Raw genomic sequence first — 21,256 nt, forward strand, 5'->3', positions numbered from 1 at the left:
GACCGCTCCGATAAATGGAATGGCCCAGGGACAGATATCATGCAGGACAAGACGCATCTCGTCGATGAAATCACCGGTCACCGCCGCATGCGGCGCAACCGCAAGGCGGACTGGACGCGCCGCCTGGTGCAGGAAAACCGACTGACGGTTGACGATCTGATCTGGCCGATCTTCATCGTTCCGGGAACCGGCATCGTCGATCCGATCGCTGCCATGCCCGGCGTGAACCGCATGAGCGTCGACAAGGCGGTCGAGGCGGCGAAGGAAGCAGCCGACCTCGGTATCCCTGCCATTGCCACCTTCCCCGATATCGAGATGGAGCTGCGTGACGAAACGGGCTCCAACAGCCTCGTCGCCAATAACCTCATCAATCAGACAACGGCCGCCATCAAAAAGGCGGTGCCCGATATCGGCATTATTACCGATGTGGCGCTCGACCCCTTCACCAGCCATGGGCACGACGGCATCCTGCGCGACGGCGAGATCGTCAATGACGAGACGGTCGACCAGGTGGTCAAGGCGGCAATCCTGCAGGCCGATGCCGGCGCCGACATCATCGCACCGTCGGAAATGATGGACGGGCGCATCGGCGCGATCCGCCGCGGGCTCGATGCGGCGGGACACCAGAGCGTCGGCATCATGTCCTATGCCACGAAGTTCTCTTCCGGCTTCTACGGCCCCTATCGCGAGGCGATCAATACCAAGGGTCTGCTGAAGGGCGACAAGAACAGCTATTACATCAATCCGGCCAACGGCACGGAAGCGATCCGCGACGCCGCCCTCGATGTCGAGGAAGGCGCCGACATGCTGATGGTCAAGCCGGGGCTTGCCTATCTCGACATCTGCTGGCGCGTGAAGGAGGCTTTCGGCCTGCCGACCTTCGCCTATCAGGTCTCGGGCGAATATTCGCAGATCAAGGCTGCGGCGATGAACGGCTGGATCGACGGCGAGCGGATCATGATGGAGACGCTGCTGGCCTTCAAGCGTGCCGGCTGTGACGGCATCCTCACCTATTTCGCGCCGGAAGTGGCCAAAATCCTCGCAAAAAGGTGATTTTCGGGCGGATTATTGCATTTCCCCCTGACGATACCATATCAGCGGCATCGTCTTTCGAAGGGAGATATGGATGAGCTACAACCCCAATCCGCTTTATGCCGCACCGGAGGAGTGGCGCGCCTATAGTGGTGTGCTCAGCCGTCGCGTCTTCGCATTCATCCTCGACTATGTCATCGTGGCCATGCTCTGCATTCCCGCGGCGATCGTAGTGTTCTTCCTGGGGATCGTCACACTGGGGCTCGGCTTCATTCTTTATCCGGCCCTGTTCGCCATCGTTGCAGGCCTGTACTTTGGCATGACTGTCGGCGGTCCGTCGCAAGCTTCGCTCGGCATGCGCGCGATGGGTATCGCCATCGTGCGCGTTGATGGAAGGCCGATGGACTTCATCCTGGCCATTGCTCACCTGGCGCTCTTCTGGATTCTGAACTCGGTGTTGACGCCGCTGATTCTGCTGGTCGGCCTCTTCACGGAGCGCTCGCGCCTGCTGCACGATTTCCTCGTCGGCACGGCTACGATCCGCATCAGCTGATACCGGCCCGGCGGGGACGAAATAAAGTCTCCGCCCGCCCTTTGCCGGCCACAAAAGGGCGCCATATCCAAGAAATCGAATATTCGATTGCGCGGCACTGAATGCCGCGCTGTTGACGTTTTTTATTCTTGCGTCATGCTGTCTGGAATGACAGGTGCCCCGAAAGGAAATCTCCGCAAGAGATGAATACGCAGACCACGCCATCCCCTCAGTTTTATCTGACGGCTCCGGCAACGTGTCCGTATCTGCCGCATGAGATGGAGCGCAAGGTCTTCACCCATCTCGTCGGCCCCCGGGCGGCGGAGATGAACGATATCCTGACCCAGGGCGGTTTCCGCCGTTCGCAGAACATCGCCTATCGCCCCGCCTGCGAGGCCTGTCGCGCCTGCGTGTCCGTGCGCATCCTCGCGCAGGAGTTCGAGCCCACGAAATCGATGAAGCGGGTGCTGGCGGCCAATTCCGATGTCATTTCCACGGAATTTGCGGCCCAACCGTCGAGCGAGCAATATTCCCTGTTCCGCCGTTACCTCGACTATCGACACCAGCAGGGCGGCATGTCCGACATGACCGTGCTCGACTATGCGATCATGGTGGAGGACACGCATGTGAACACCAAGATCATCGAATACCGCCGGCGCGAGGAAGGCTCGGGACTGGAAACGCGGCCGAAGGGCGAGTTGCTTGCCGCCGCGCTCACCGACACGATGAGCGACGGTCTTTCGATGGTCTATTCCTACTTCAATCCTGATCTCGACCGGCGCTCGCTCGGCACTTTCATGATCCTCGATCATGTGCGCCGCACGAAAGCGCTCGGCCTGCCGCATGTCTATCTCGGCTACTGGGTTCAAGGATCGCGGAAGATGGATTACAAGACGCGCTTCCAGCCGCAGGAACATCTGACGCCGCGCGGCTGGGAACGCTTCGACCCCTCTTCCCTCCAGGACGACCCGCAGGACTGATGCTTCCTGCCACCTTTCCGATCACCGGAAGGGCCTGTTGCTGACGGCAGTCGGCGGACTGGCGCTTTCCATGGACATCCCCGCTCGTCCGCCTTCAGGACTCTCGATCACTCATCCCAGCTGAATCGTCTTCAACGGCGCGCTTGATTGGCGGCTGGTTGTCGCCTATCTTTCTGTTATAACCTTGTTGCAACAGGAGGCGACAATGAACGTCACCATTCGTAAGATCGGCAATTCGGAAGGCGTGATTATTCCGAAGGAAGTGCTGGACCGTTTTGGGTTGAAGGCGGGAGATATTCTGGAGCTTCAGGCCGAGGACGGTCGCTTTTACATGCAGCCTGTTGATGAGGATATCTCCGAAGAGCTTAATGCAGCCCGTCTCTTCATGGAGAAGTATAAGGTCGCGCTCAAGAAGCTTGCCGAATAATGACATTCAAGTTTCTAAGCAGACGGCTGGTCGAGCAGATGCACGCGATGCAGATCGAACGGTTTGGCGGCCTCGCCGGCCTTCGCGATGAAGGTTCGCTGGAATCCGCTTTGGGGCGCCCCATCAACAAGGCAAACTACGGATGCGATGACATCATTGAGCTTGCCGCCGCATATCTTTTCGGTTTGGCGCGCAATCACGCGTTTCTTGACGGAAACAAACGGATCGCCATTGTCAGTTGCGGTGTCTTTCTATTGCAGCACGGCTATTCGATAGAGACGACCGACGCCCATCTGTACACTTTTGTCATAGGTGTGGCAGCAGGCGAAATCGACGAGGACGGCGCGACGCGCTTCCTGCGCGATCACACGATCCCGCTCACGCCGTAGCGCCTGCAGACTGGCCGGCTTCGGGATTCGATCGTTTCGAACCTGCGGAAAGCTCCAGTTCCCGATCCAGCCCTTCGACGATATGCGTCCAGCCCTGACGGGTCTTTTCCTCGTATTCCGCCCATTCCGCACACATTTCATGCGTGAGGGTCAGGCGACTGCCGCTGCCGAGCGGTTCGATATCGATTTCGACGCGATCGCAATTATGGTCGTGCTCCTCGACCGAAAAGCAGAAGACAATGCGCTTCGGGCGTTTCAATTCCAGAAACACGCCGTGATGAAAGGCATCGCCGGTCGGGCGGCGGTCGACGATGATGAAGCGGCCGCCGACGCGCGGATCGATATCGGCGCGGATGACATGGCCGTCGTCGGTTGCAAATAAAAAGCGGCGGGCGATTTCGGGATTGAGCCAGGCATCATAAACCGTAGCGGGCGGCGCCCTGTAGCTGTGGGCGACATGCAGTTTGATGGTATTGGCGGCAGGCATCGACGGTCCTCCATTGTTCGCACGCTTTCAGCGCACGGTTCACGGCCATCCCGCCCGCCCACGGAACGACGTTGCCCTTCTTTTTAGGCCCTTCTTTTGGTGACAGGACTGAGATAGAGGAGTTGCCCCGCCTGCCAAGGGCGGAGCCTCAAAATTCCGGGATCAGCCGGCGAATTTGCCGCTGCGCGGGAAGCCCTTCGGTACGGTACGGCCGGCGGTAGCGCGGTCGGCCAGCCATTCGGCAAGCTCGTCCTTGTTCTTCGTAAAGGTGCGGCCGGCGCTGTCTTCCCAGTTCAGGCCATCGGCGATCGCAAAGCAGCGAATGTCGGAAATGCCGCCATCCTTGTAGCGCTGCAGGCGCACGCCCTTGCCGCGTGTCATCTCCGGCACTTGGCTCAGCGGGAAGACCAGCATCTTGCGATTTTCGCCGACGACGGCGACGTGATCGCCGTTCACGGGAACGAGAAGCTTCGTCTCGTCGGGCATGGAGACGTTCATGATCTGCTTGCCCTTACGGGTATTGGCGACCATTTCCGCTTCCGGCACCACGAAACCATTGCCGGCAGTCGAGACGAGCAGCATCTTGCGCGCCGGGTCGTGGACGAAGGCGGTCAGCACGTCCTGATCGTTGTCCATGTCGATCATGATGCGCAGAGGCTCACCGTGGCCACGGCCACCGGGCAGCTTGTCACCACCGAGCGTGAAGACCTTGCCGCCTGTGGTGACGATCAGGATCTTGTCGGTCGTCTGCGCCGGGAAGGCCACTCTCAGGCCGTCGCCTTCCTTGAAGGTCAGCGCCGAGGTATCGGAAATGTGGCCCTTCAGAGCGCGGATCCAGCCCTTTTCGGAAACGACGACCGTGATCGGCTCCTTCTCGATCATTGCATGCTGGATGGCTTCTTCGTCGGCCTCAGGCGCTTCGGCAAACTGCGTGCGACGACGGCCGATCTCGGTGGCCTTGGCGAATTTCTTCTTCACCTCGCCGATTTCCCAGGAAACCGTCTGCCATTGCTTTTCATCGGAAGCGAGCAGCGCTTCGATATCAGCCTTTTCCTTGGTGAGTTCGTCGTGCTCCTTGCGGATCTCGAATTCTTCGAGCTTGCGCAGGGCGCGCAGCCGCATGTTGAGGATCGCTTCGACCTGAACATCGGTCAGATCCCAGCGCGCCATCATGACGGGCTTCGGCTCATCCTCTTCGCGGATGATGCGGATCACCTCATCGATGTTGAGGTAAGCGACAAGCAAACCACCGAGGATTTCGAGGCGCCTGTCGATCGCGGCAAGGCGGAAGCGCGAGCGGCGCTGCAGGACCTCGCGGCGATGCTCCAGCCACTCCTTCAGCACTTCATTCAGCGCCATGACGCGCGGGATCACGCCCATCGAGAGCACGTTCATGTTCAGCGGGAAACGGCTTTCCAGCTCCGTCAGCTTGAACATGGATTCCATGAGGATGGTCGGATCGACGGTGCGGCTCTTCGGCACCAGGACAATGCGGATGTCCTCGGCCGATTCATCCCTGATGTCTTCCAGCAGCGGCAGCTTGCGGGCAATCAAAAGCTCGGCGATCTTTTCGATCAGGCGCGACTTTTGCACCTGGAAGGGAATCTCGGTGACGATGATCTGGTAGCCGCCGCGGCCGAGATCTTCCGTTTCCCATTTCGCACGCACGCGAAAGCCGCCGCGGCCGGTGCGGTAGCTCTCGATGATGCTTTCCTTGTTGTCGATGATGATGCCGCCGGTCGGGAAATCCGGGCCGGGGATGAATTCGACGAGCTTCTCGACCGTGGCATCGGGATGCTTGATCAGATGCAGTGCCGCGTCGCAGACCTCATGCACGTTGTGCGAAGGAATTGATGTCGCCATGCCGACCGCAATACCCGAGGAACCGTTCGCCAGAAGGTTCGGGAAGGCGCCGGGGAGAACGACCGGCTCGGAATTGGATTCGTCGTAGGTGTCACGGAAATCGACGGCGTCCTGATCGATGCCCTCGAGCAGCAGTTCGGAGACCGCGGTCATCTTCGATTCGGTGTATCGCATGGCGGCAGGACTGTCGCCGTCGATATTGCCGAAGTTGCCCTGCCCGTTCACCAGCGTGTAGCGCTGCGAGAAATCCTGTGCGAGGCGTGCCAGCGCGTCATAGATCGACTGGTCGCCATGCGGGTGATAGTTACCCATCACTTCGCCGACGATCTTGGCGCATTTCCTGAAGGCCGCATTCGGCCGCAGGCCCATGTCGTTCATCGCATAGACGATGCGGCGATGGACCGGCTTCAGGCCATCGCGCACGTCAGGCAGCGCACGGTGCATGATGGTCGACAGCGCATAGCGAAGATAGCGCTCTTCGAGCGCCGCCTTCAGGTCGACCGGATGAATATTGTCGCCGTCTCCGCCAGAAGGCGGTAAAATCTCTTGTCCCATGGAATCCTGACTAGCTCAGAAGTGCCTGTGGGGCAAGGAATCCGGGCATTCCGGCTGTGGATGACGTCTTCGTGCTGACACGAAAGACGGAAAAAAGTATCACCTGAATTTGGACTTCGTTTGCCGATCCTCTCAACAGAAATTTAGGGGTCTGCAAATATAAAGGCGGACCGTTCCGCAGTCGCTTCTTTGTAATATTCAACGGCACTTGCCATCCAGGGGACTTTCTCATGACCTTTTACCGCACAACGCGGCTGATGCTGTCGAGCGCAGCCATTCTTTCGTTCGCCGGTTCAGCATTCGCGCTCGACGGCCAGGATCTCCTGAAGAAGATCAATGCTCCCTACAGCCAGCAGGGCGGGATGATTGTCGCCGCGGATGGCGTCGATATCGAGGGCACGACCGTCACGCTCAAGAATGTCAGCGTCAAGCCAGCCGGCAGCGAGCCGCTTTCGATCGGCGAGGTCACTCTTTCCGGCGTGGAAGAACAGGATGACGGCAGCTACTATATCGAAGAGGCGGCCTTTCCCGATATCAACTCGTCCAAGGATGGCGTCACCGTCAAAGTCCAGGAGATGAGCCTCGGCGGCATTTCCGTTCCCGCTCAGCCCGGCGACACCATCGATTCCATGCTCATCGCCGAAAGCGGCCATACCGGCGCGATGACGATCGTCAAGGATGGCGTCGAGGTCTTCTCGGTGCTTGAGAGCGAAGCAAACGCGACGCTGCGCGAAGACGAATCCGGCTTCGATTTCGACGGCACTTTCAAGAGCATCAAGGCCGATCTCAGTCAGGCGGGGGATACTCCGGACAGCAAGGAAGCGATCGAGAAACTGGCGCTTCAGCACGTCCAGGGTGACATCGCCATGAAGGGTACCTGGGATCTCGAGCCGGGCACGGTCGATCTTTCGGAAATTTCCCTCGACATCACCAACGTCGGCAAGCTGAACTTTGGCCTCAAGATCTCCGGCTACACGATGGCCTTCATCAAGGCGATGCAGGACGCGGTCAAGCAGTCGGAAGCCAATCCGAACAAGGAAGAAGCACAGCAGGCGCTCGGCCTCGCCATGCTCGGCCTTGCCCAGCAGTTGACCTTCGATTCCGCTCAGATCCGCTTCGAAGATGCCTCGATCACCAAGCGCGCACTCGACTATGCCGGTTCGAAGCAGAACGTCTCGGGCCAGCAGATGGCGGATTCGCTGAAGGCCATGACGCCGATCATGCTGGCGCAGCTCAATATTCCGGAACTGCAGAATGCGATTTCGGCTGCCGTCAGCACCTTCCTGGACAATCCGAAGAGCTTGACCGTCAAGGCCACGCCGGACAAGCCAGTCGCCTTCCCGATGATTGTCGGTGCTGCCATGGGTGCACCCAACACGGTGCCGCAGATGCTCGGCGTGAAGGTTTCGGCCAACGATTGAGCCTGTTCTGGATCCAAAAAAGCCCGGCGATGATGAACTCGCCGGGCTCTTTTTGTTGAGGAGCTTGCGCCTCAGTCTTTCTTCACTGGCGGGATCGGGCGGATCGCCAGTTCGCGAAGCTGGGTGGGCGTTGCCGGGGTCGGCGCACCCATCAAGAGGTCCTGAGCCTGCTGGTTCATCGGGAAGAGCGAGATTTCGCGCAGGTTCTTGGCGCCGACGAGCAGCATGACGATGCGGTCGATACCGAAGGCCGCACCGCCGTGCGGCGGTGCGCCGTACTGGAAGGCGCGATAGAGGCCGCCGAAACGATCTTCGACGTCCTGCTGGGTGAGACCCACCTTTTCGAAGGCAGCGACCATGGTTTCCGGCGACTGGTTACGGATCGAGCCCGAGGCGATTTCGAAGCCGTTGCAGACCGCGTCGTACTGGAAGGCCTTGATGCCAAGCGGATCCTGGTTCTGCAGCGCATCGAGGCCGCCCTGCGGCATCGAGAACGGGTTGTGTGCGAAGTCGACCTTCTTCTCTTCTTCGTTCCATTCGAAGAACGGGAAGTCGACGATCCAGCACAGTTCGAAACGGTCGCGGTCGATGAGGTTCAGCTCGTCGCCCGCGCGGGTACGCGCTTCGCCTGCGAACTTGTAGAACTTTTCCGGCTCGCCGGCGACGAAGAAGCAGGCATCGCCATCACCGAGGCCGAGCTGCGTGCGGATAGCATCGGTGCGCTCTTCGCCGATATTCTTGGCGAGCGGGCCGGCACCCTCAAGCTTTTCGCCTTCCTTGCGCCAGAAGATATAGCCGAGGCCGGGCTGGCCCTGGCTCTGCGCCCAGGCGTTCATGCGGTCGCAGAAAGCGCGCGAACCACCAGTCTTGGCCGGGATCGCCCAGACCTGAACCTTGGGGTTGGAGGCGATCATGTTAGCGAAGACCTTGAAGCCGGAGCCGGCGAAATGGTCGGTCACGGCTTCCATGACGATCGGGTTACGCAGGTCCGGCTTGTCGGTGCCATATTTGCGGATCGCTTCGTCATAAGGGATGCGCGGCCATTCCTTGGTGACCGGCTTGCCTTCGGCAAACTCTTCGAAAATGCCGGTCATCAGCGGACCCATCGTGTTCCAGACGTCTTCCTGGGTCACGAAGCTCATTTCGAGGTCGAGCTGGTAGAATTCGCCCGGCAGGCGGTCGGCGCGCGGATCTTCGTCACGGAAGCACGGCGCGATCTGGAAGTAGCGGTCGAAACCGGCAACCATCAGCAGCTGCTTGTACTGCTGCGGAGCCTGCGGCAGTGCGTAGAAAGTGCCGGGATGGATGCGGCTCGGCACTAGGAAGTCGCGTGCGCCTTCCGGGGAGGATGCCGTCAGGATCGGCGTCGTATATTCGGTGAAACCGACATTGCCCATTTCGCGGCGCATGGCGGAGATCACCTGCGTGCGCTTGACGATGTTCCGGTGCAGCGTCTCGCGGCGCAGATCGAGGAAGCGGTATTTGAGGCGAACCTCTTCCGGATAGTCCGGCTCACCGAAGACCGGCAGCGGCAGTTCCTTGGCAGCAGAGAGAACTTCGATCTCCTGCGCGTAGAGCTCAATCTCGCCGGTCGGCATGTTCTTGTTGACGGTATCTTCGGTACGGGCCTTGACGAGGCCGTCGACGCGGATGACCCATTCGCCGCGAACGGTTTCTGCCTGCTTGAAAGCCGGCGAATCCGGGTCGGCAACGATCTGCGTCGTGCCGTAATGGTCGCGAAGGTCGATGAACAGCACGCCGCCATGATCTCGGACACGATGGACCCAGCCGGAAATACGGACAGTCGAGCCGACGTCCGATTTGCGAAGAGCGGCGCATGTGTGGCTGCGGTAGCGGTGCATGATCTCAATTCCTGGTATTTGGCTTAAGACGGCGGCATGGTCCGCAGACCTGCAGCGCCGACAAGAAAATCGGGCGGACAAGCGCATGGACGCTTTGATTTGTCAAGACTTGGCGCGGCCGACGGGCCGTTTGCGTCAGCGTTTCCGAGGGAGTTGCGGTGCTCGCGCTGCGGCAGTTTGGCAGAAGCCAGCATATTGATGAAGACGGCAGTCAACTTTAAAAGGAGGCATCTTCAAAGACGGAGTTTCCGATGCCCCTGCTCACACGCCGCAACCTCATCAAGGCTTCCGCTGTCGCCGGCGCCTATGGTGCGGGCATGGCCATTGCGGGACGGTTCGGGCTGGCGGAAGCCGCACCCGAGCCGCGTGTGCTGACGGCACGCAGGACGGAAGCACAGATCGTCGATGCAGCCGCAACCAAGGATATCATGACATGGGGAGACGAAGGCCTGCCGCCGGTGCTGAGGATGCCGCGGGGAAAACCCTATGCGGCGCGGCTGAGCAACAGCCTCGAAGAGCCGACGACGATCCATTGGCACGGGCTGCGCATCGACAACAAGATGGACGGCGTGCCCTTCATGACGCAGCCCTATGTCTATACCGGCGACAGCTTCGATTATCTCTTCACGCCACCGGATGCCGGCACCTTCTGGTATCACCCGCACTGCAACACGCTGACCCAGATGGGTCATGGAATGACGGGCGTACTTGTCGTGGAAGATCCATCGGATCCCATCTTCGATGCGGAGGTCGTGCTCAATCTGCGCGACTGGCGGCTCGGCGGCGATGGACAGTTCATCGCGCCGTTTCGTCCGCGCGATGCGGCCAAGGCCGGTACATATGGCACGATACGTACCGCAAACTGGCATCAGGAGCCGGCATATGACGCACCTGCGGGTGGGCTGATCCGCCTGCGCATCGCCGCCACCGATGTGACCCGCATCTTCCAGCTTAAAATGGAAGGTGCCGATGCGACGGTCATTGCCATCGACGGCAATCCGGTGCCGAAGCGCTTCCCGCTCGACCTCCTGCAGATCGGTCCGGGGCAGCGGCTCGATCTTGCCGTTCGCATGCCCGACAGCGAGGGTGCGGTCGCGACGCTCGAAGATATCCGTGGTACGACGCCGAAGGTGATCGCGAGCCTGCGCGCCATCGGCCAGTCGCTGAAACGCGATATCGGCGATCTCGGCGCGCTCGCGGAAAATCCGGTGCCGAAGGCCGATCTCTCGTCTGCGGAAACAATCCCGCTGGTGCTGTCCGCTACCGCAGAGAACGCGGCCGTCGACAGCATTTGCGGCACGCTCGGCTACAGCTTCTGGGCCATCAACAAGGTGCCGTGGCCGGGCGACACGTCCGATCCGACTGCGCCGCTCGCCGAGCTGAAGCTCGGCAAGAGCTACATCTTCAATCTGGAAAATGTCACGCCGCACACCCACCCGATCCATCTGCACGGCATGAGCTTCACTGTCATCTCGTCCTCGACGCGCCAAGTCATGCCGCTGATGTCCGATACCTACCTCGTACAACCGGATGAGAAGGTGCAACTCGCTTTCGTCGCCGACAATCCCGGCGACTGGGTGCTGCATTGCCATATCATCGAGCACCAGAAGACCGGCATGACGAGCTACGTTCGCGTGGTTTGATATGATGACGCTTTCGGAACCAAATATCTGGCAAATGCGACCGACAGGGCATCAACGTCCTGTCTGACGGTTGGGGTTTTCGCCCCGATCGCCGCGGCGCTTTATTCCGCAACAGGGACTATTGCTTCAACCTTCACGTTCGTGATCGGTGCCTTCTGTTGGCTTTCGGCCGCGGTTGCATTACATTTGGCAGGAAGACGCGCACTTAAAGGTCTGCCCCTAATGAGCGGCATCGAAATCTTCGCCTTTATTATCCTGCCGGCGATGGTCGCCATCGGCGGGTGGGTTGCCGTGCTCGCGAACGAACGCAGCAACCGCAGAAAACATCGCCTGCATCCCGGCGAATAAGACTTCGCGAAGGTGAAGCCCGCTCACCGTATTGACATATCTCTTCGAAAGGGGAAGGAAGGTTTAACCGACCTCTTCCTTGCGAATGAACTGATATGATCGAAACCACCGCCGATCTGGCGGCCGCCTGCAAAGAGCTGGCCAAGTCCGATTTCATTACCATCGATACTGAATTCCTGCGTGAAACGACCTTCTGGCCGGAACTGTGCCTGATCCAGATGGCGAGCCCGACGGTGGAAGTACTGGTCGATCCGCTGGCGAGGGATATCGATCTTTCACCCTTCTTCGAGCTGATGGCCAATCCTGATGTGCTGAAGGTGTTTCATGCAGCGCGGCAGGATATTGAAATCATCTTCAATCGCGGCAACCTCATCCCTCACCCGATCTTCGATACGCAGGTCGCCGCCATGGTCTGCGGCTTCGGCGACAGCGTCTCCTACGACCAGCTCATCAGCCGCACGAAGAACGTCCATATCGACAAGTCTTCGCGCTTCACGGACTGGAGCCGCCGGCCGCTCTCCGACAAGCAGCTCGAATATGCGCTGGCCGACGTCACCCATCTGCGCGACGCCTATCTCTATCTCAAGGCGGAACTGGAGCGCGAAGGCCGCGCTTCCTGGCTGCGCGAGGAAATGGACATTCTGGAATCGCGCGAGACCTACGACATCCATCCTGACGATGCCTGGCAGCGCCTGAAGCTGCGCCTGCGCAAACCGCAGGAACTGGCGATCCTGAAATATGTCGCCGCCTGGCGCGAGCGCGAGGCCCGCTCCCGCAACGTGCCGCGTTCGCGCGTGCTGAAGGACGACGCGATCTACGAGATCGCCCAGCAGCAGCCGAAGGATGCCGAAGCATTGGGCCGCCTGCGGACAATTCCGAAGGGCTGGGAGCGCTCGGCTACCGGAGGGGCGGTGCTCGAAGCCGTCAACACCGCGCTTGCACTGCCACGGTCCGAAATGCCGCATGTACCGCGCCAGGCACAGCCGCCGGAAGGTGCTGCAGCGGCGGTCGAGCTTCTCAAAGTGCTGCTCAAGCTGATCTCCGAAAAGCATGGCGTGGCGCCCAAGGTGATTGCCAACAGCGACGACCTCGACAGGATCGCGGCTGAGGGCGAAACGGCCGATGTGGGCGCGATGCATGGCTGGCGGCGCGATCTTTTCGGCGAGCCGGCGCTACAGCTCATCCGCGGCGAGATCGCCCTGCGCTTCGCCGGTCGCAAGGTCGAGACCGTCGCGCTGCCGGCTTAAGCAGTTTCAAACCTTCAGGTTCGCCGACCGCACTTCAAATCGTTGTTACGCATGTCGTTGTCGCAAAACAACTGCACAGTTTTTCGCGACCTGCCTTAAATTCGAAATGTCTTGACCATAGCACTGCGCGGGAAACAATAGCCGAATGACGTGCTTCGGCGAAAGGGCGGCATGAGAGAGATATCCCCGACGCAGAACTGGATCCTGATCGCGCTCGTCCTGGCACTCAGCGGCGTGGTCTACGATCTTTACTACTATAGCGGCCAGACGCCCATCATCGGAGCGATCTTCGCGCTCTTCATCGGCATGCCGATCCTCGCCTTCGAGCGCAGGGTATTCTTGCGCGGCCTCTACCGGCGCATTCAGAGATTTCCGACACTGCTCTTCATCATCACCGAGCTCGTCATCTATGAAATCCTGATGAGCATCGGCTTTGCGGCTGCCGGTTTCCTTCTCACTCTGCTGGGCGCTCTGAAGCCACCGAAGATGATCGACGTGCTGATCATGCCGTTCGATATCTTTCTCTATGCGCTTGCTGTCTGCACGATGCTGATCTTCCTGCTCAGGGTGCGCGAATTGCTGGGGCGCGAAGTCTTCGTCAGCATGCTGGTCAGCCGCTACCGCAATCCGGCGAAGGAAGAGCGCGTCTTCCTGTTCATCGATCTCGCCGAGTCCACCGCCTTTGCCGAAAAGCATGGGGACCTGCGCGCGCAACAGCTTCTGAGTTCGCTGTTTGCGGCCTTCGCAGAGCCGGTGCGGCGCCACAAGGGCATGATCAACGACTATGTGGGCGATGCGGCGATCATCACCTGGCCCTTAGCGCGCGGCACCAAGAATGCTCGTTGCGTGCGATGCCTTTTCGATATCCTCGCCGATATCGAAGCTAATGCCGCAAGCTGGAAGAAGAGCTACGGTCATGTGCCGAAGCTCAGGGCCGCTCTTCACGGCGGCAGTGTCATTACCGCCGAAGTCGGCGTCGATCATCACAAGATCAGCTTCTTCGGCGATACCGTGAACACCACGGCGCGGCTGGAGTCGCTTTGCCGGACGCTGAACCGGCCGGTGCTGATTTCCGCAGAGCTTGCCCAACGTATGACGCTTCCCGAGGATATCGTCGGCGAAAACCTCGGCAATCACGCGGTGCGCGGACGCGGCCAGGGGCTCGATGTCGTCGCCCTTTCTTCGCGCGCCGTGACCGTTCTCAATCAGCCGGCAACCCTGCGGCGCGGTTGAGCCGGGGCTTTATCCACACGTCACCAAAGCTTCACCCAACCGTCAATGTGCCGACATGAATGCCCTGCTAAGCGGATGGCGCTTTTGCACTCCGTTCTATGGGGACATCATGAAGAACGTTCTTTTTGCTTCCGTATCACTTTTCATGCTCGTCGCAGGCTCCGCCTCCGCCGACCAGCAGCATTTCCCGGCGAAGCTCGCCGGCCAGGCCATCCTGCCTGCCAACACGCTGACCCCGGCCCCGGCCGATGCACCGGCCTTCCTGAAGACCTCCGGCAAGTTCACGACGCCGGACCGCAAGCGCACCGAAAAGCTCGGCACGATTGCCGGCAAGGACGGCGCCCGCGTCACCGACGTCAAGCTGCCGCTCGACGGTCAGCCGATCCAGGGCTTCTCCGGCATCAAGACCATGCCCGACGGCACCTTCTGGACGCTCTCGGACAACGGCTTCGGTTCGAAGTTTACCTCGTCCGATTCCATGCTGTTCCTGCATCAGCTGAAGTTCGACTGGAACGCCAACAAGGTTGATGTCGTCAAGAACGTCTTCCTGTCCGACCCGAACAAGATCGCTCCATTCCCGATCGTCACGGAAGCCTCCGATACGCGCTACCTCACCGGCGCCGATTTCGACATCGAATCCGTTCAGCCGGTTGCCGACGGCTTCTGGCTCGGCGACGAGTTCGGCCCGTTCCTCCTGAAGATCGACACCGAAGGCCGCCTGACGGACGTCATCCCCACCACGCTCGACGGCAAGCCGGTCCTGTCCCCCGACAATCCGCTGATCCAGCTGCCGGGCAACCCGGCCGCCAAGAACCCGGTCTTCAACCTGAAGCGCTCCGGCGGCTTCGAAGGCCTGGCCATGTCGAAGGACGGCTCCAAGCTCTACGGCCTGCTCGAAGGCGCCATCTATCAGGATGACGGCAAGATGGAATCGGTTGACGGCCACACCGCCATCCGCGTCATCGAATTCGACGTCGCTTCCAAGAAGTGGACCGGCCGCAGCTGGCTCTATCCGTTCGAAGACAAGGGCGCCTCGATCGGCGACTTCAACATGCTCGACGAGTCCACCGCTCTCGTTATCGAACGCGACAATGGCGCCGGCACGAAGGACAAGGCCTGCGCCGATCCCAAGCAGCCGAAGCCGGATTGCTTCGAAGCTCCGGCGGAGCTGAAGCGCGTCTACAAGATCGAGTTCAATGACGCCAACGCCGGCAAGGCCGTTCGCAAGATCGGCTATATCGACCTGCTGAACATCCAGGATCCGGACAACAAGAAGAAGGCCGGAGACATCGCCGGCGTCTACAACATGCCGTTCGTGACGATCGAAAACGTCGACCGGGTCGACGCCACGCACATCATCATCGGCAACGACAACAACCTGCCCTTCTCGGCCGGCCGCGCCGTCGACAAGGCTGACAACAACGAGTTCAGCATCCTCGAAGTTGGCGAGTTCCTGAACGCGAAGTAATTCGTGTTTGAAGTGATTGAGAGGGCGGCGCGAAAGTGCCGCCCTTTTTTTTGGCCGCAAGGCAGCCCTGGTCGGATCGGCCTATTCGAACCGGAATGCCAGCCGCTTGTTCGTCAGCCGCGACAATTGCTGCAGGCGGCCATCCAACCGCTCTCCGGCGAAATCGCGATATTCGTGCGGGACCACAAACTCCAGATCGAGATCGGGGGACGCGGACTTGCGGAAGGTCAGGTCGCGTACGATGCCCGGCATGGAGGCCGAGAAGAGGTAGACGACGCGCAGCATGCCGCCGAGCAGCTTGGCGCGCTCGATGAATTGCGGGCCGGCGATAGAGGCGAGCGGCGCCGTCGAGCCGTCGTCGTGAAGACCTTCGAAGCGATAATAATTCGTCAGCGCGATAAAGGCGCGGCCGGGATGGCTGATGCCGACGAAGGACGAGTGGGCGATGACGTTCAGCGCCTGGGCACCGCGATAATCCGGGTGAGCACGCCAGCTGATATCGGCAAGCAGGCAGGCGGCCTGGCGATAACGGCTTTCCTCTTCCGTTTCCTGCACGCCGAAGAAAGGCATCATGCGACCGGTCCAATCGGCAAGCTCGCGGGCATGTTCCGGCGAACGGGCACGCAGGATGGCAAGCTCGCCGGCAGCGGCAAGCAGCGGGTCCGACCGGCGCTCGGATTCTGACAGCAGCGAGTAGAGATAACCTTCGCGCACACCCTGCGCGGAAAAGGAAATCACCGAAGGCTTCATGGCGTTCAGCACTTCCTTCATGGCGATGGCGCCGAAGGGCAGCAGCGAACGGCGATGCTTGGAAACCGCCTGAAGTGCAGGCTCCTTGGAATCCTTGGCGGTGACGACCTGATCCAGGAACTGCGTCATGCCTTCGAGGGAAACCTCGTAGCCCTGCATCATGTGCAGCGGATAGCGGGTGATCTCCATGTGCAGCTTGGCGATGTTTCGCCAGGTACCGCCGACGGCGTAGAAAGTGCGCCCCTCCCCCTTGGAGAGAAGCCTGGCGGTCTTGACCTGCTTGCGGGCAAAAGCGCGCGCTTTAGAAAGCGAGCCGCCGGCATATTCGGACAGACGCAGACCGCCGAGCGGCAGGGTAATACCGCCGCTGACATCCTTTCCCCTGATATCGATCAGTTCCAGAGAGCCGCCGCCGAGATCGCCGGCTATGCCATCGGGATTGTAAAAGCCGCTAATGATGCCGAGCGACGCAAAGCGCGCCTCTTCCTCACCTGAGAGTATACGGACGTGCCGCTGCAGGATCGTCTCTGCCTGATGGATGAAATCGGGGCCGTTGCTCGCCTCACGCGCCGCAGCCGTCGCCAGCACATACATGGTGGCGGCGCGCGCCTGATCGGAGAGGGCCTTGAAGCGATGAAGGGCCTGAAGCGCCCGTGCAACGCTTTCTTCATCCATCTTGCCGGTGAGAGCTATGCCCTTGCCGAGGCCACAAAGGACCTTTTCGTTGAAGAGGATGGTGGGCGAACGCGACAGACCTTCGTAGACGACCAGACGGATGGAGTTCGATCCGATATCGACAACGGAGACCGGGGCGATACCCGGAAGTCGCCCCTGGGCTTCAGATTCAACCATTAGGTCCAGTTTACTTGTTGTTTCGGCCTTCGAGCAGACCGGCGATCAGCTTCGGCGCACTCGATTTCAGAGCTTCACCGCGGCCGGACAGGCTGGGATTGGTCATGAAATATTGCTGCGCGTTAAACGGTTCTTCGCCCTTGCGCACTTCCATGCGCCGTGACGTACCGTCGGGCAATATCTCGTAGCTTTGTTGGTTGTCAATCACGTTGCCGAGCATAATCTGTGACAAAACCTGCTCGTGAACGGTCGGATTTGTCAGCGGAACGAGGGTTTCGACACGACGATCGAGGTTTCTCGGCATCATGTCGGCCGAGCCGATATAGACCAGAGCCTTGTCGGACGGCAGGCCGTATCCATTGCCGAAGCAGAAGATGCGGCTGTGCTCTAGGAAGCGGCCGACGATCGATTTGACGCGGATCTTATCGGAGAGGCCCGGCACCTGCGGACGCAGGCAGCAGATGCCGCGAACGACGAGATCGATCTCAACGCCGGCACGGCTCGCCGTATAGAGCGCGTCGATGATGTCAGGGTCAACAAGCGAATTCATCTTCATCCAGATGGCTGCCGGACGACCGTTGCGGGCGTGCTCGATCTCTTCGTTGATGTGGCGAAGGATGCGCGGGCGCAGCGTGTAGGGCGAAACGGCAAGCTTCATCCCTTCTTCCGGCTCACCGTAACCGGTGATGAAGTTGAAGATGTTGGCCATATCGTGGGCGATCACAGGATTGCACGTGAAGAAGGACAGGTCGGTATAGATCTTCGCGGTGATCGGATGATAGTTGCCGGTGCCGAGATGGCAGTAGGTGCGCAGCTTGCCCTCTTCGCGGCGCACGACCAGCGACATCTTGGCGTGGGTCTTGAGCTCGATGAAACCGAAGACGACCTGCACGCCGGCGCGCTCCAGGTCGCGCGCCCAGCGGATATTGGCTTCTTCGTCGAAGCGGGCCTTGAGCTCCACCAGCGCCGTCACCGACTTGCCGGCCTCGGCGGCGTCGACGAGAGCGCGCACGATCGGGCTGTCATTGGAGGTACGGTAGAGCGTCTGCTTTATCGCCAGAACGTCAGGATCGCGCGCAGCCTGGAGAAGGAACTGGACCACCACGTCGAAAGACTCGTAGGGATGATGGACCACCATGTCCTTTTCGCGGATAGCGGCAAAGCAATCACCGGCGTGTTCACGGACACGTTCTGGAAATCGCGCATTGTAGGGCGGAAAGCGCAGGTCGTCGCGCGGCGCCTTGGTGATTTCCGAGAGTGTGTTCAGCGCCAGAAGGCCGGGCAAAACGGCAACGCGGTTATCCGGAATGCTGAGTGCCTGGACCACGAACTGGCGCAGCGAAGCCGGCATCTCGGAATCCGTCTCGATACGGATGACCTTGCCGCGGCGGCGGCGCTTCAGCGCGGTCTCGAAGAAGCGGACGAGATCTTCGGCCTCTTCCTCGACCTCGATATCGCTGTCTCTGATGACGCGGAACGTACCCGAGCCCTGCACCTCGTAACCCGGATAAAGCCGGTGGATGAAGATGTTGGCGACATCTTCGAGCGTGATGTAGCGGATCGTGCTGCGGTCATCAGGCAGGCGGATGAAACGGTCGAGTGCCGGCGGCAGACGCAGCAGCGCCGTCATCGGCTCGCGGCCATTGCGGCTGACAAGCTGCAGGCCGATCGAGAAGCCGAGGTTCGGAATGAATGGGAACGGATGAGCAGGATCGATGGACAGCGGCGTCAGCACCGGGAAGATCGACTGCTCGAACTCGTTTGCCAGCCACTGACGGTCGGAATCGCTCAGCGCGCCGGGGCGTACGATCAGGATGTCTTCCTTGGCGAGATATTGCTGCAGGACGGCAAGCGAGGCCTGCTGTTCCATCTGCAGATGATCGATCTCGCTGAGGATCGAGTCCAGCTGCTCGGCGGGCGTGCGGCCATCCGGACTCTTGATCACGATGCTCTGGCGCACCTGGCCTTCGAGGCCGGCAACGCGCACCATGAAGAATTCGTCGAGGTTGGCAGCCGAGATCGACAGGAAACGCACGCGCTCAAGCAGCGGATGCTCGGTGTTCAGCGTCTCTTCGAGGACGCGGCGGTTGAACTGCAGCCAGGAGAATTCGCGGTTGATGAAGCGCTCGGGGCTGGAGAGAAGCTGGTCCAGCGGCGGCAGGTCTGTGCTGTTATCCGGGGCGAGTTCCTGATGTTCCTGGTATGCGCTGTCCATGGTCCACTCACCCCGCTTTCAATCGCTTTGGCGAATATATCAGTTTCACGACGGAACTGTGACAGTCAATCGCCCGAGCCGGAATTGCCCAATTCATTCAATACTTCGGCAGCGAGAGTGCGAGTAATTCCCGTGCCCCTGGAAAGCGCCAGCCGATCCAGCCTTTCGACAATCGTCTGGGCGGCGTTGAGCGACCGCTCCATGCGATTGACGATATAAAGGACGAGTTTGTCATCTATATAAAGCTGCCGGTCGGCAAAGAGCTTGACGATGACCTGCGACAACAATTCCTCATCGGGCTCGCCGATCTCGACGACAGTCGCAGCCTTCAGGCGCGAGCGCAGATCGGGCAACGTGACCGGCCAGGACATGGGCCAGAGGCGGCTCGTCATCAGGAGACTGGTGCCGTTTTCCCGCACGCTGTTGATGACGTGGAAGAGCGTGGCGTCATCGAAACCCGCGCGGTCGACATCCTCGAAAAGGACGGGGCCGTTTGCGGCCACGACCGCGGCATCGGAACCAGCCTGAGGATGGATGATTTCCGCCCCGCTCAATTCCTTCCAGATGCCGGCGAGATGCGATTTGCCGGAGCCGACAGGACCGGCAAGGATGACGACTGGCGATGGCCAGTTCGGCCAGGCATCGACGATCGAAACCGCGGCAGCGAGACGTTCCGACACCAGGAGGTCGTCGCGGCCGGTTGCAGCGTCATGCGAAAAGGCCAAAGGAAGCTGTTCTCCGGCCCTGCGCTTCGGATCAGCGTTCTTCACGTCATTCATCGGAAACAGATTTCGTCTTCCCGGCCTGGCCGCTTGGCAACCTGCCATAGTAGAGATCGCTTTGAAGGTAGCGCGAAAGCGCGAAGCGGACAAGGACGCCGACAGCAGCAGCGGCCGGCACCGCGATCAGCAGGCCGACGAAACCGAAGAGCGCACCGAAGGCAAAGAGCGCAAACATCAGCCAGACGGGGTGCAGGCCGACGCTGGAGCCGACGAGCTTTGGCTGCAGGATGTTACCTTCGAGAAACTGGCCGCTGAAGAAGACGGCGAGAACAGCGACGATCCAGATATAATCGGGCCAGAACTGGACGATCGCCACGCCGATTGCGAGCACAAGCCCGACCATCGAGCCGACATAGGGGATGAAGCTGATCATGCCGGCGAACAGCCCGATGAGCAGGCCGAAATTCAGGCCTACGATCGAGAGGCCAACAGCATAATAAATGCCGAGGATGAGGCAAAGCGAACCCTGCCCTCTGATAAAGCCGGCAATCGCCTGATCCATCTCCCTGGCAATCTGGCGCACGTCGTTCACGTAATCGCGCGGCACCCACTGATCGACCTTGGCGACCATACGATCCCAATCGAGCAGGATATAGAAGGCGACAACCGGCGTGATGACGAGCAGCGAGATGACGTCGACGATCGCCTTGCCGGAATTCCAGATCTGGGCAAAGAGCCCCGTCAGGAAACCCATGCCTTCCGACAGGATGGTGGAGAAATTATTCTTGATCGTGCCGAGCTGGCTTTTGATCCAGCCGGGCAGCACGGAATCCTGGTAATCGGTGATGAATTGCTGCAGCAGGGTGATATAGCCCGGCAGGCGCTGGGCGAAATCGTTGAACTGGGTGATGAGTACGGGAATGAGGATCATCAGCGCCAGCGCAAAGACGATGACGAAGGCCACCAGAATGACGATGGTCGCCATCAGGCGGCTCAAACCCAGCCGCTCCAGCCTGTCGGCCACCGGATCGAGAAAATAAGCGATCGTCATGCCGGCAATGAAGGGCAGCAGAATCGAGCTGAAGATGTAAAGGAAGGCGACGAAGACGAGCAGAACCGCCACCCAGAAGATGACCTGGCGCTTCAGTATCGTTCCGCTGACCTGTTGTGGCATCGCTTCCCCGCTGACCGCACGCCTTGCCCGTGCCCATCCAGCACATAGGATGGAGG

The 21,256-nt window shown here is 60.2% G+C and carries 18 protein-coding genes; 11 read left to right on the forward strand and 7 right to left on the reverse strand.

The annotated features are described in order from the left end of the window. The first annotated feature begins 39 nt into the window (after positions 1-39). The 5 genes from hemB (at position 40) to FHT87_RS26370 (ending at position 3,360) form a co-directional block, all read left to right on the forward strand. Positions 40-1,053: a porphobilinogen synthase gene (hemB, locus tag FHT87_RS26350; protein WP_183805732.1), complete on the forward strand. Its 1,014-nt coding sequence runs from the start codon at positions 40-42 to the stop codon at positions 1,051-1,053. Positions 1,054-1,126: 73 nt separating this feature from the next. Then, positions 1,127-1,585 carry an RDD family protein gene (locus tag FHT87_RS26355; protein ID WP_183805733.1) on the forward strand — a complete coding sequence of 153 codons (459 nt, stop codon included), beginning with the start codon at positions 1,127-1,129 and terminating at the stop codon, positions 1,583-1,585. 182 nt (positions 1,586-1,767) lie between these two features. After that, complete coding sequence (locus FHT87_RS26360) at positions 1,768-2,544, forward strand: arginyltransferase (RefSeq protein ID WP_183730502.1); 777 nt, start codon at positions 1,768-1,770, stop codon at positions 2,542-2,544. A 205-nt stretch (positions 2,545-2,749) separates the two neighbouring features. Next, positions 2,750-2,971 carry an AbrB/MazE/SpoVT family DNA-binding domain-containing protein gene (locus FHT87_RS26365; RefSeq protein ID WP_132651098.1) on the forward strand — a complete coding sequence of 74 codons (222 nt, stop codon included), beginning with the start codon at positions 2,750-2,752 and terminating at the stop codon, positions 2,969-2,971. Then, positions 2,971-3,360, forward strand: coding sequence for a type II toxin-antitoxin system death-on-curing family toxin (locus FHT87_RS26370; RefSeq protein ID WP_183730504.1), 390 nt, complete (start codon positions 2,971-2,973; stop codon positions 3,358-3,360). Before FHT87_RS26365 ends, FHT87_RS26370 begins: the two co-directional genes overlap by 1 nt. Here FHT87_RS26370 and FHT87_RS26375 read toward each other — a convergent pair. Together FHT87_RS26375 and parC are read right to left on the reverse strand one after the other, a co-directional pair. Continuing rightward, on the reverse strand, positions 3,350-3,847 hold the full coding sequence (locus FHT87_RS26375) for an SRPBCC domain-containing protein (protein WP_183730506.1): 498 nt from the start codon (positions 3,845-3,847) through the stop codon (positions 3,350-3,352). The genes FHT87_RS26370 and FHT87_RS26375 overlap by 11 nt on opposite strands. A 162-nt stretch (positions 3,848-4,009) precedes the next feature. Then, positions 4,010-6,265: a DNA topoisomerase IV subunit A gene (parC, locus tag FHT87_RS26380; protein ID WP_183730508.1), complete on the reverse strand. Its 2,256-nt coding sequence runs from the start codon at positions 6,263-6,265 to the stop codon at positions 4,010-4,012. 230 nt (positions 6,266-6,495) lie between these two features. Here parC and FHT87_RS26385 point away from each other — a divergent pair, with 230 nt between their 5' ends. After that, on the forward strand, positions 6,496-7,686 hold the full coding sequence (locus FHT87_RS26385; RefSeq protein ID WP_183805735.1) for a hypothetical protein: 1,191 nt from the start codon (positions 6,496-6,498) through the stop codon (positions 7,684-7,686). 71 nt (positions 7,687-7,757) lie between these two features. Here the strand turns inward: FHT87_RS26385 and aspS are convergent, their stop codons facing one another. After that, a complete protein-coding gene (gene aspS, locus FHT87_RS26390; protein WP_183730514.1) occupies positions 7,758-9,548 on the reverse strand; it encodes an aspartate--tRNA ligase in 1,791 nt (596 codons plus the stop codon). Positions 9,549-9,799: 251 nt separating this feature from the next. Between aspS and FHT87_RS26395 the strand changes: the two genes are divergently transcribed. The 5 genes from FHT87_RS26395 (at position 9,800) to FHT87_RS26410 (ending at position 15,487) form a co-directional block, all read left to right on the forward strand. Further along, positions 9,800-11,191: a multicopper oxidase family protein gene (locus tag FHT87_RS26395; protein WP_183730517.1), complete on the forward strand. Its 1,392-nt coding sequence runs from the start codon at positions 9,800-9,802 to the stop codon at positions 11,189-11,191. 222 nt (positions 11,192-11,413) lie between these two features. Continuing rightward, positions 11,414-11,539, forward strand: coding sequence for a hypothetical protein (locus FHT87_RS31445; RefSeq protein WP_281411234.1), 126 nt, complete (start codon positions 11,414-11,416; stop codon positions 11,537-11,539). A gap of 95 nt (positions 11,540-11,634) precedes the next feature. Further along, positions 11,635-12,786: a ribonuclease D gene (gene rnd / locus FHT87_RS26400; protein WP_183730520.1), complete on the forward strand. Its 1,152-nt coding sequence runs from the start codon at positions 11,635-11,637 to the stop codon at positions 12,784-12,786. Positions 12,787-12,957: 171 nt separating this feature from the next. Continuing rightward, entirely contained in the window at positions 12,958-14,019 is a 1,062-nt protein-coding gene (locus tag FHT87_RS26405) for an adenylate/guanylate cyclase domain-containing protein (RefSeq protein WP_183730522.1), read from the forward strand. 109 nt (positions 14,020-14,128) lie between these two features. Continuing rightward, entirely contained in the window at positions 14,129-15,487 is a 1,359-nt protein-coding gene (locus FHT87_RS26410) for an esterase-like activity of phytase family protein (protein ID WP_183730524.1), read from the forward strand. A gap of 81 nt (positions 15,488-15,568) precedes the next feature. Here FHT87_RS26410 and ppx read toward each other — a convergent pair whose 3' ends face one another. The 4 genes from ppx to FHT87_RS26430 all read right to left on the reverse strand — a co-directional run bounded on the left by ppx (position 15,569) and on the right by FHT87_RS26430 (position 21,200). Beyond that, complete coding sequence (gene ppx / locus FHT87_RS26415) at positions 15,569-17,089, reverse strand: exopolyphosphatase (protein WP_183805737.1); 1,521 nt, start codon at positions 17,087-17,089, stop codon at positions 15,569-15,571. Between the two features lie 10 nt (positions 17,090-17,099). Then, a complete protein-coding gene (locus FHT87_RS26420; protein ID WP_183805739.1) occupies positions 17,100-19,304 on the reverse strand; it encodes an RNA degradosome polyphosphate kinase in 2,205 nt (734 codons plus the stop codon). 65 nt (positions 19,305-19,369) lie between these two features. Then, positions 19,370-20,083: a DnaA regulatory inactivator HdaA gene (gene hdaA / locus FHT87_RS26425; protein WP_183805741.1), complete on the reverse strand. Its 714-nt coding sequence runs from the start codon at positions 20,081-20,083 to the stop codon at positions 19,370-19,372. Further along, positions 20,076-21,200 carry an AI-2E family transporter gene (locus tag FHT87_RS26430; protein WP_183805743.1) on the reverse strand — a complete coding sequence of 375 codons (1,125 nt, stop codon included), beginning with the start codon at positions 21,198-21,200 and terminating at the stop codon, positions 20,076-20,078. The genes hdaA and FHT87_RS26430 overlap by 8 nt, the downstream gene beginning before the upstream one ends. Positions 21,201-21,256: the final 56 nt, after the last annotated feature.

This window comes from Rhizobium sp. BK316 (assembly GCF_014193695.1).
In the GTDB taxonomy this organism is placed as follows: Bacteria; Pseudomonadota; Alphaproteobacteria; order Rhizobiales; family Rhizobiaceae; genus Rhizobium.

Bases quoted from the DNA above. Each gene is read 5' to 3' on its own strand.
- hemB (WP_183805732.1), top strand. From the start codon at position 40: ATGCAGGACAAGACGCATCTCGTCGATGAAATCACCGGTCACCGCCGC.
- FHT87_RS26355 (WP_183805733.1), top strand. From the start codon at position 1,127: ATGAGCTACAACCCCAATCCGCTTTATGCCGCACCGGAGGAGTGGCGC.
- FHT87_RS26360 (WP_183730502.1), top strand. From the start codon at position 1,768: ATGAATACGCAGACCACGCCATCCCCTCAGTTTTATCTGACGGCTCCG.
- FHT87_RS26365 (WP_132651098.1), top strand. From the start codon at position 2,750: ATGAACGTCACCATTCGTAAGATCGGCAATTCGGAAGGCGTGATTATT.
- FHT87_RS26370 (WP_183730504.1), top strand. From the start codon at position 2,971: ATGACATTCAAGTTTCTAAGCAGACGGCTGGTCGAGCAGATGCACGCG.
- FHT87_RS26375 (WP_183730506.1), bottom strand. From the start codon at position 3,847: ATGCCTGCCGCCAATACCATCAAACTGCATGTCGCCCACAGCTACAGG.
- parC (WP_183730508.1), bottom strand. From the start codon at position 6,265: ATGGGACAAGAGATTTTACCGCCTTCTGGCGGAGACGGCGACAATATT.
- FHT87_RS26385 (WP_183805735.1), top strand. From the start codon at position 6,496: ATGACCTTTTACCGCACAACGCGGCTGATGCTGTCGAGCGCAGCCATT.
- aspS (WP_183730514.1), bottom strand. From the start codon at position 9,548: ATGCACCGCTACCGCAGCCACACATGCGCCGCTCTTCGCAAATCGGAC.
- FHT87_RS26395 (WP_183730517.1), top strand. From the start codon at position 9,800: ATGCCCCTGCTCACACGCCGCAACCTCATCAAGGCTTCCGCTGTCGCC.
- FHT87_RS31445 (WP_281411234.1), top strand. From the start codon at position 11,414: ATGAGCGGCATCGAAATCTTCGCCTTTATTATCCTGCCGGCGATGGTC.
- rnd (WP_183730520.1), top strand. From the start codon at position 11,635: ATGATCGAAACCACCGCCGATCTGGCGGCCGCCTGCAAAGAGCTGGCC.
- FHT87_RS26405 (WP_183730522.1), top strand. From the start codon at position 12,958: ATGAGAGAGATATCCCCGACGCAGAACTGGATCCTGATCGCGCTCGTC.
- FHT87_RS26410 (WP_183730524.1), top strand. From the start codon at position 14,129: ATGAAGAACGTTCTTTTTGCTTCCGTATCACTTTTCATGCTCGTCGCA.
- ppx (WP_183805737.1), bottom strand. From the start codon at position 17,089: ATGGTTGAATCTGAAGCCCAGGGGCGACTTCCGGGTATCGCCCCGGTC.
- FHT87_RS26420 (WP_183805739.1), bottom strand. From the start codon at position 19,304: ATGGACAGCGCATACCAGGAACATCAGGAACTCGCCCCGGATAACAGC.
- hdaA (WP_183805741.1), bottom strand. From the start codon at position 20,083: ATGAATGACGTGAAGAACGCTGATCCGAAGCGCAGGGCCGGAGAACAG.
- FHT87_RS26430 (WP_183805743.1), bottom strand. From the start codon at position 21,200: ATGCCACAACAGGTCAGCGGAACGATACTGAAGCGCCAGGTCATCTTC.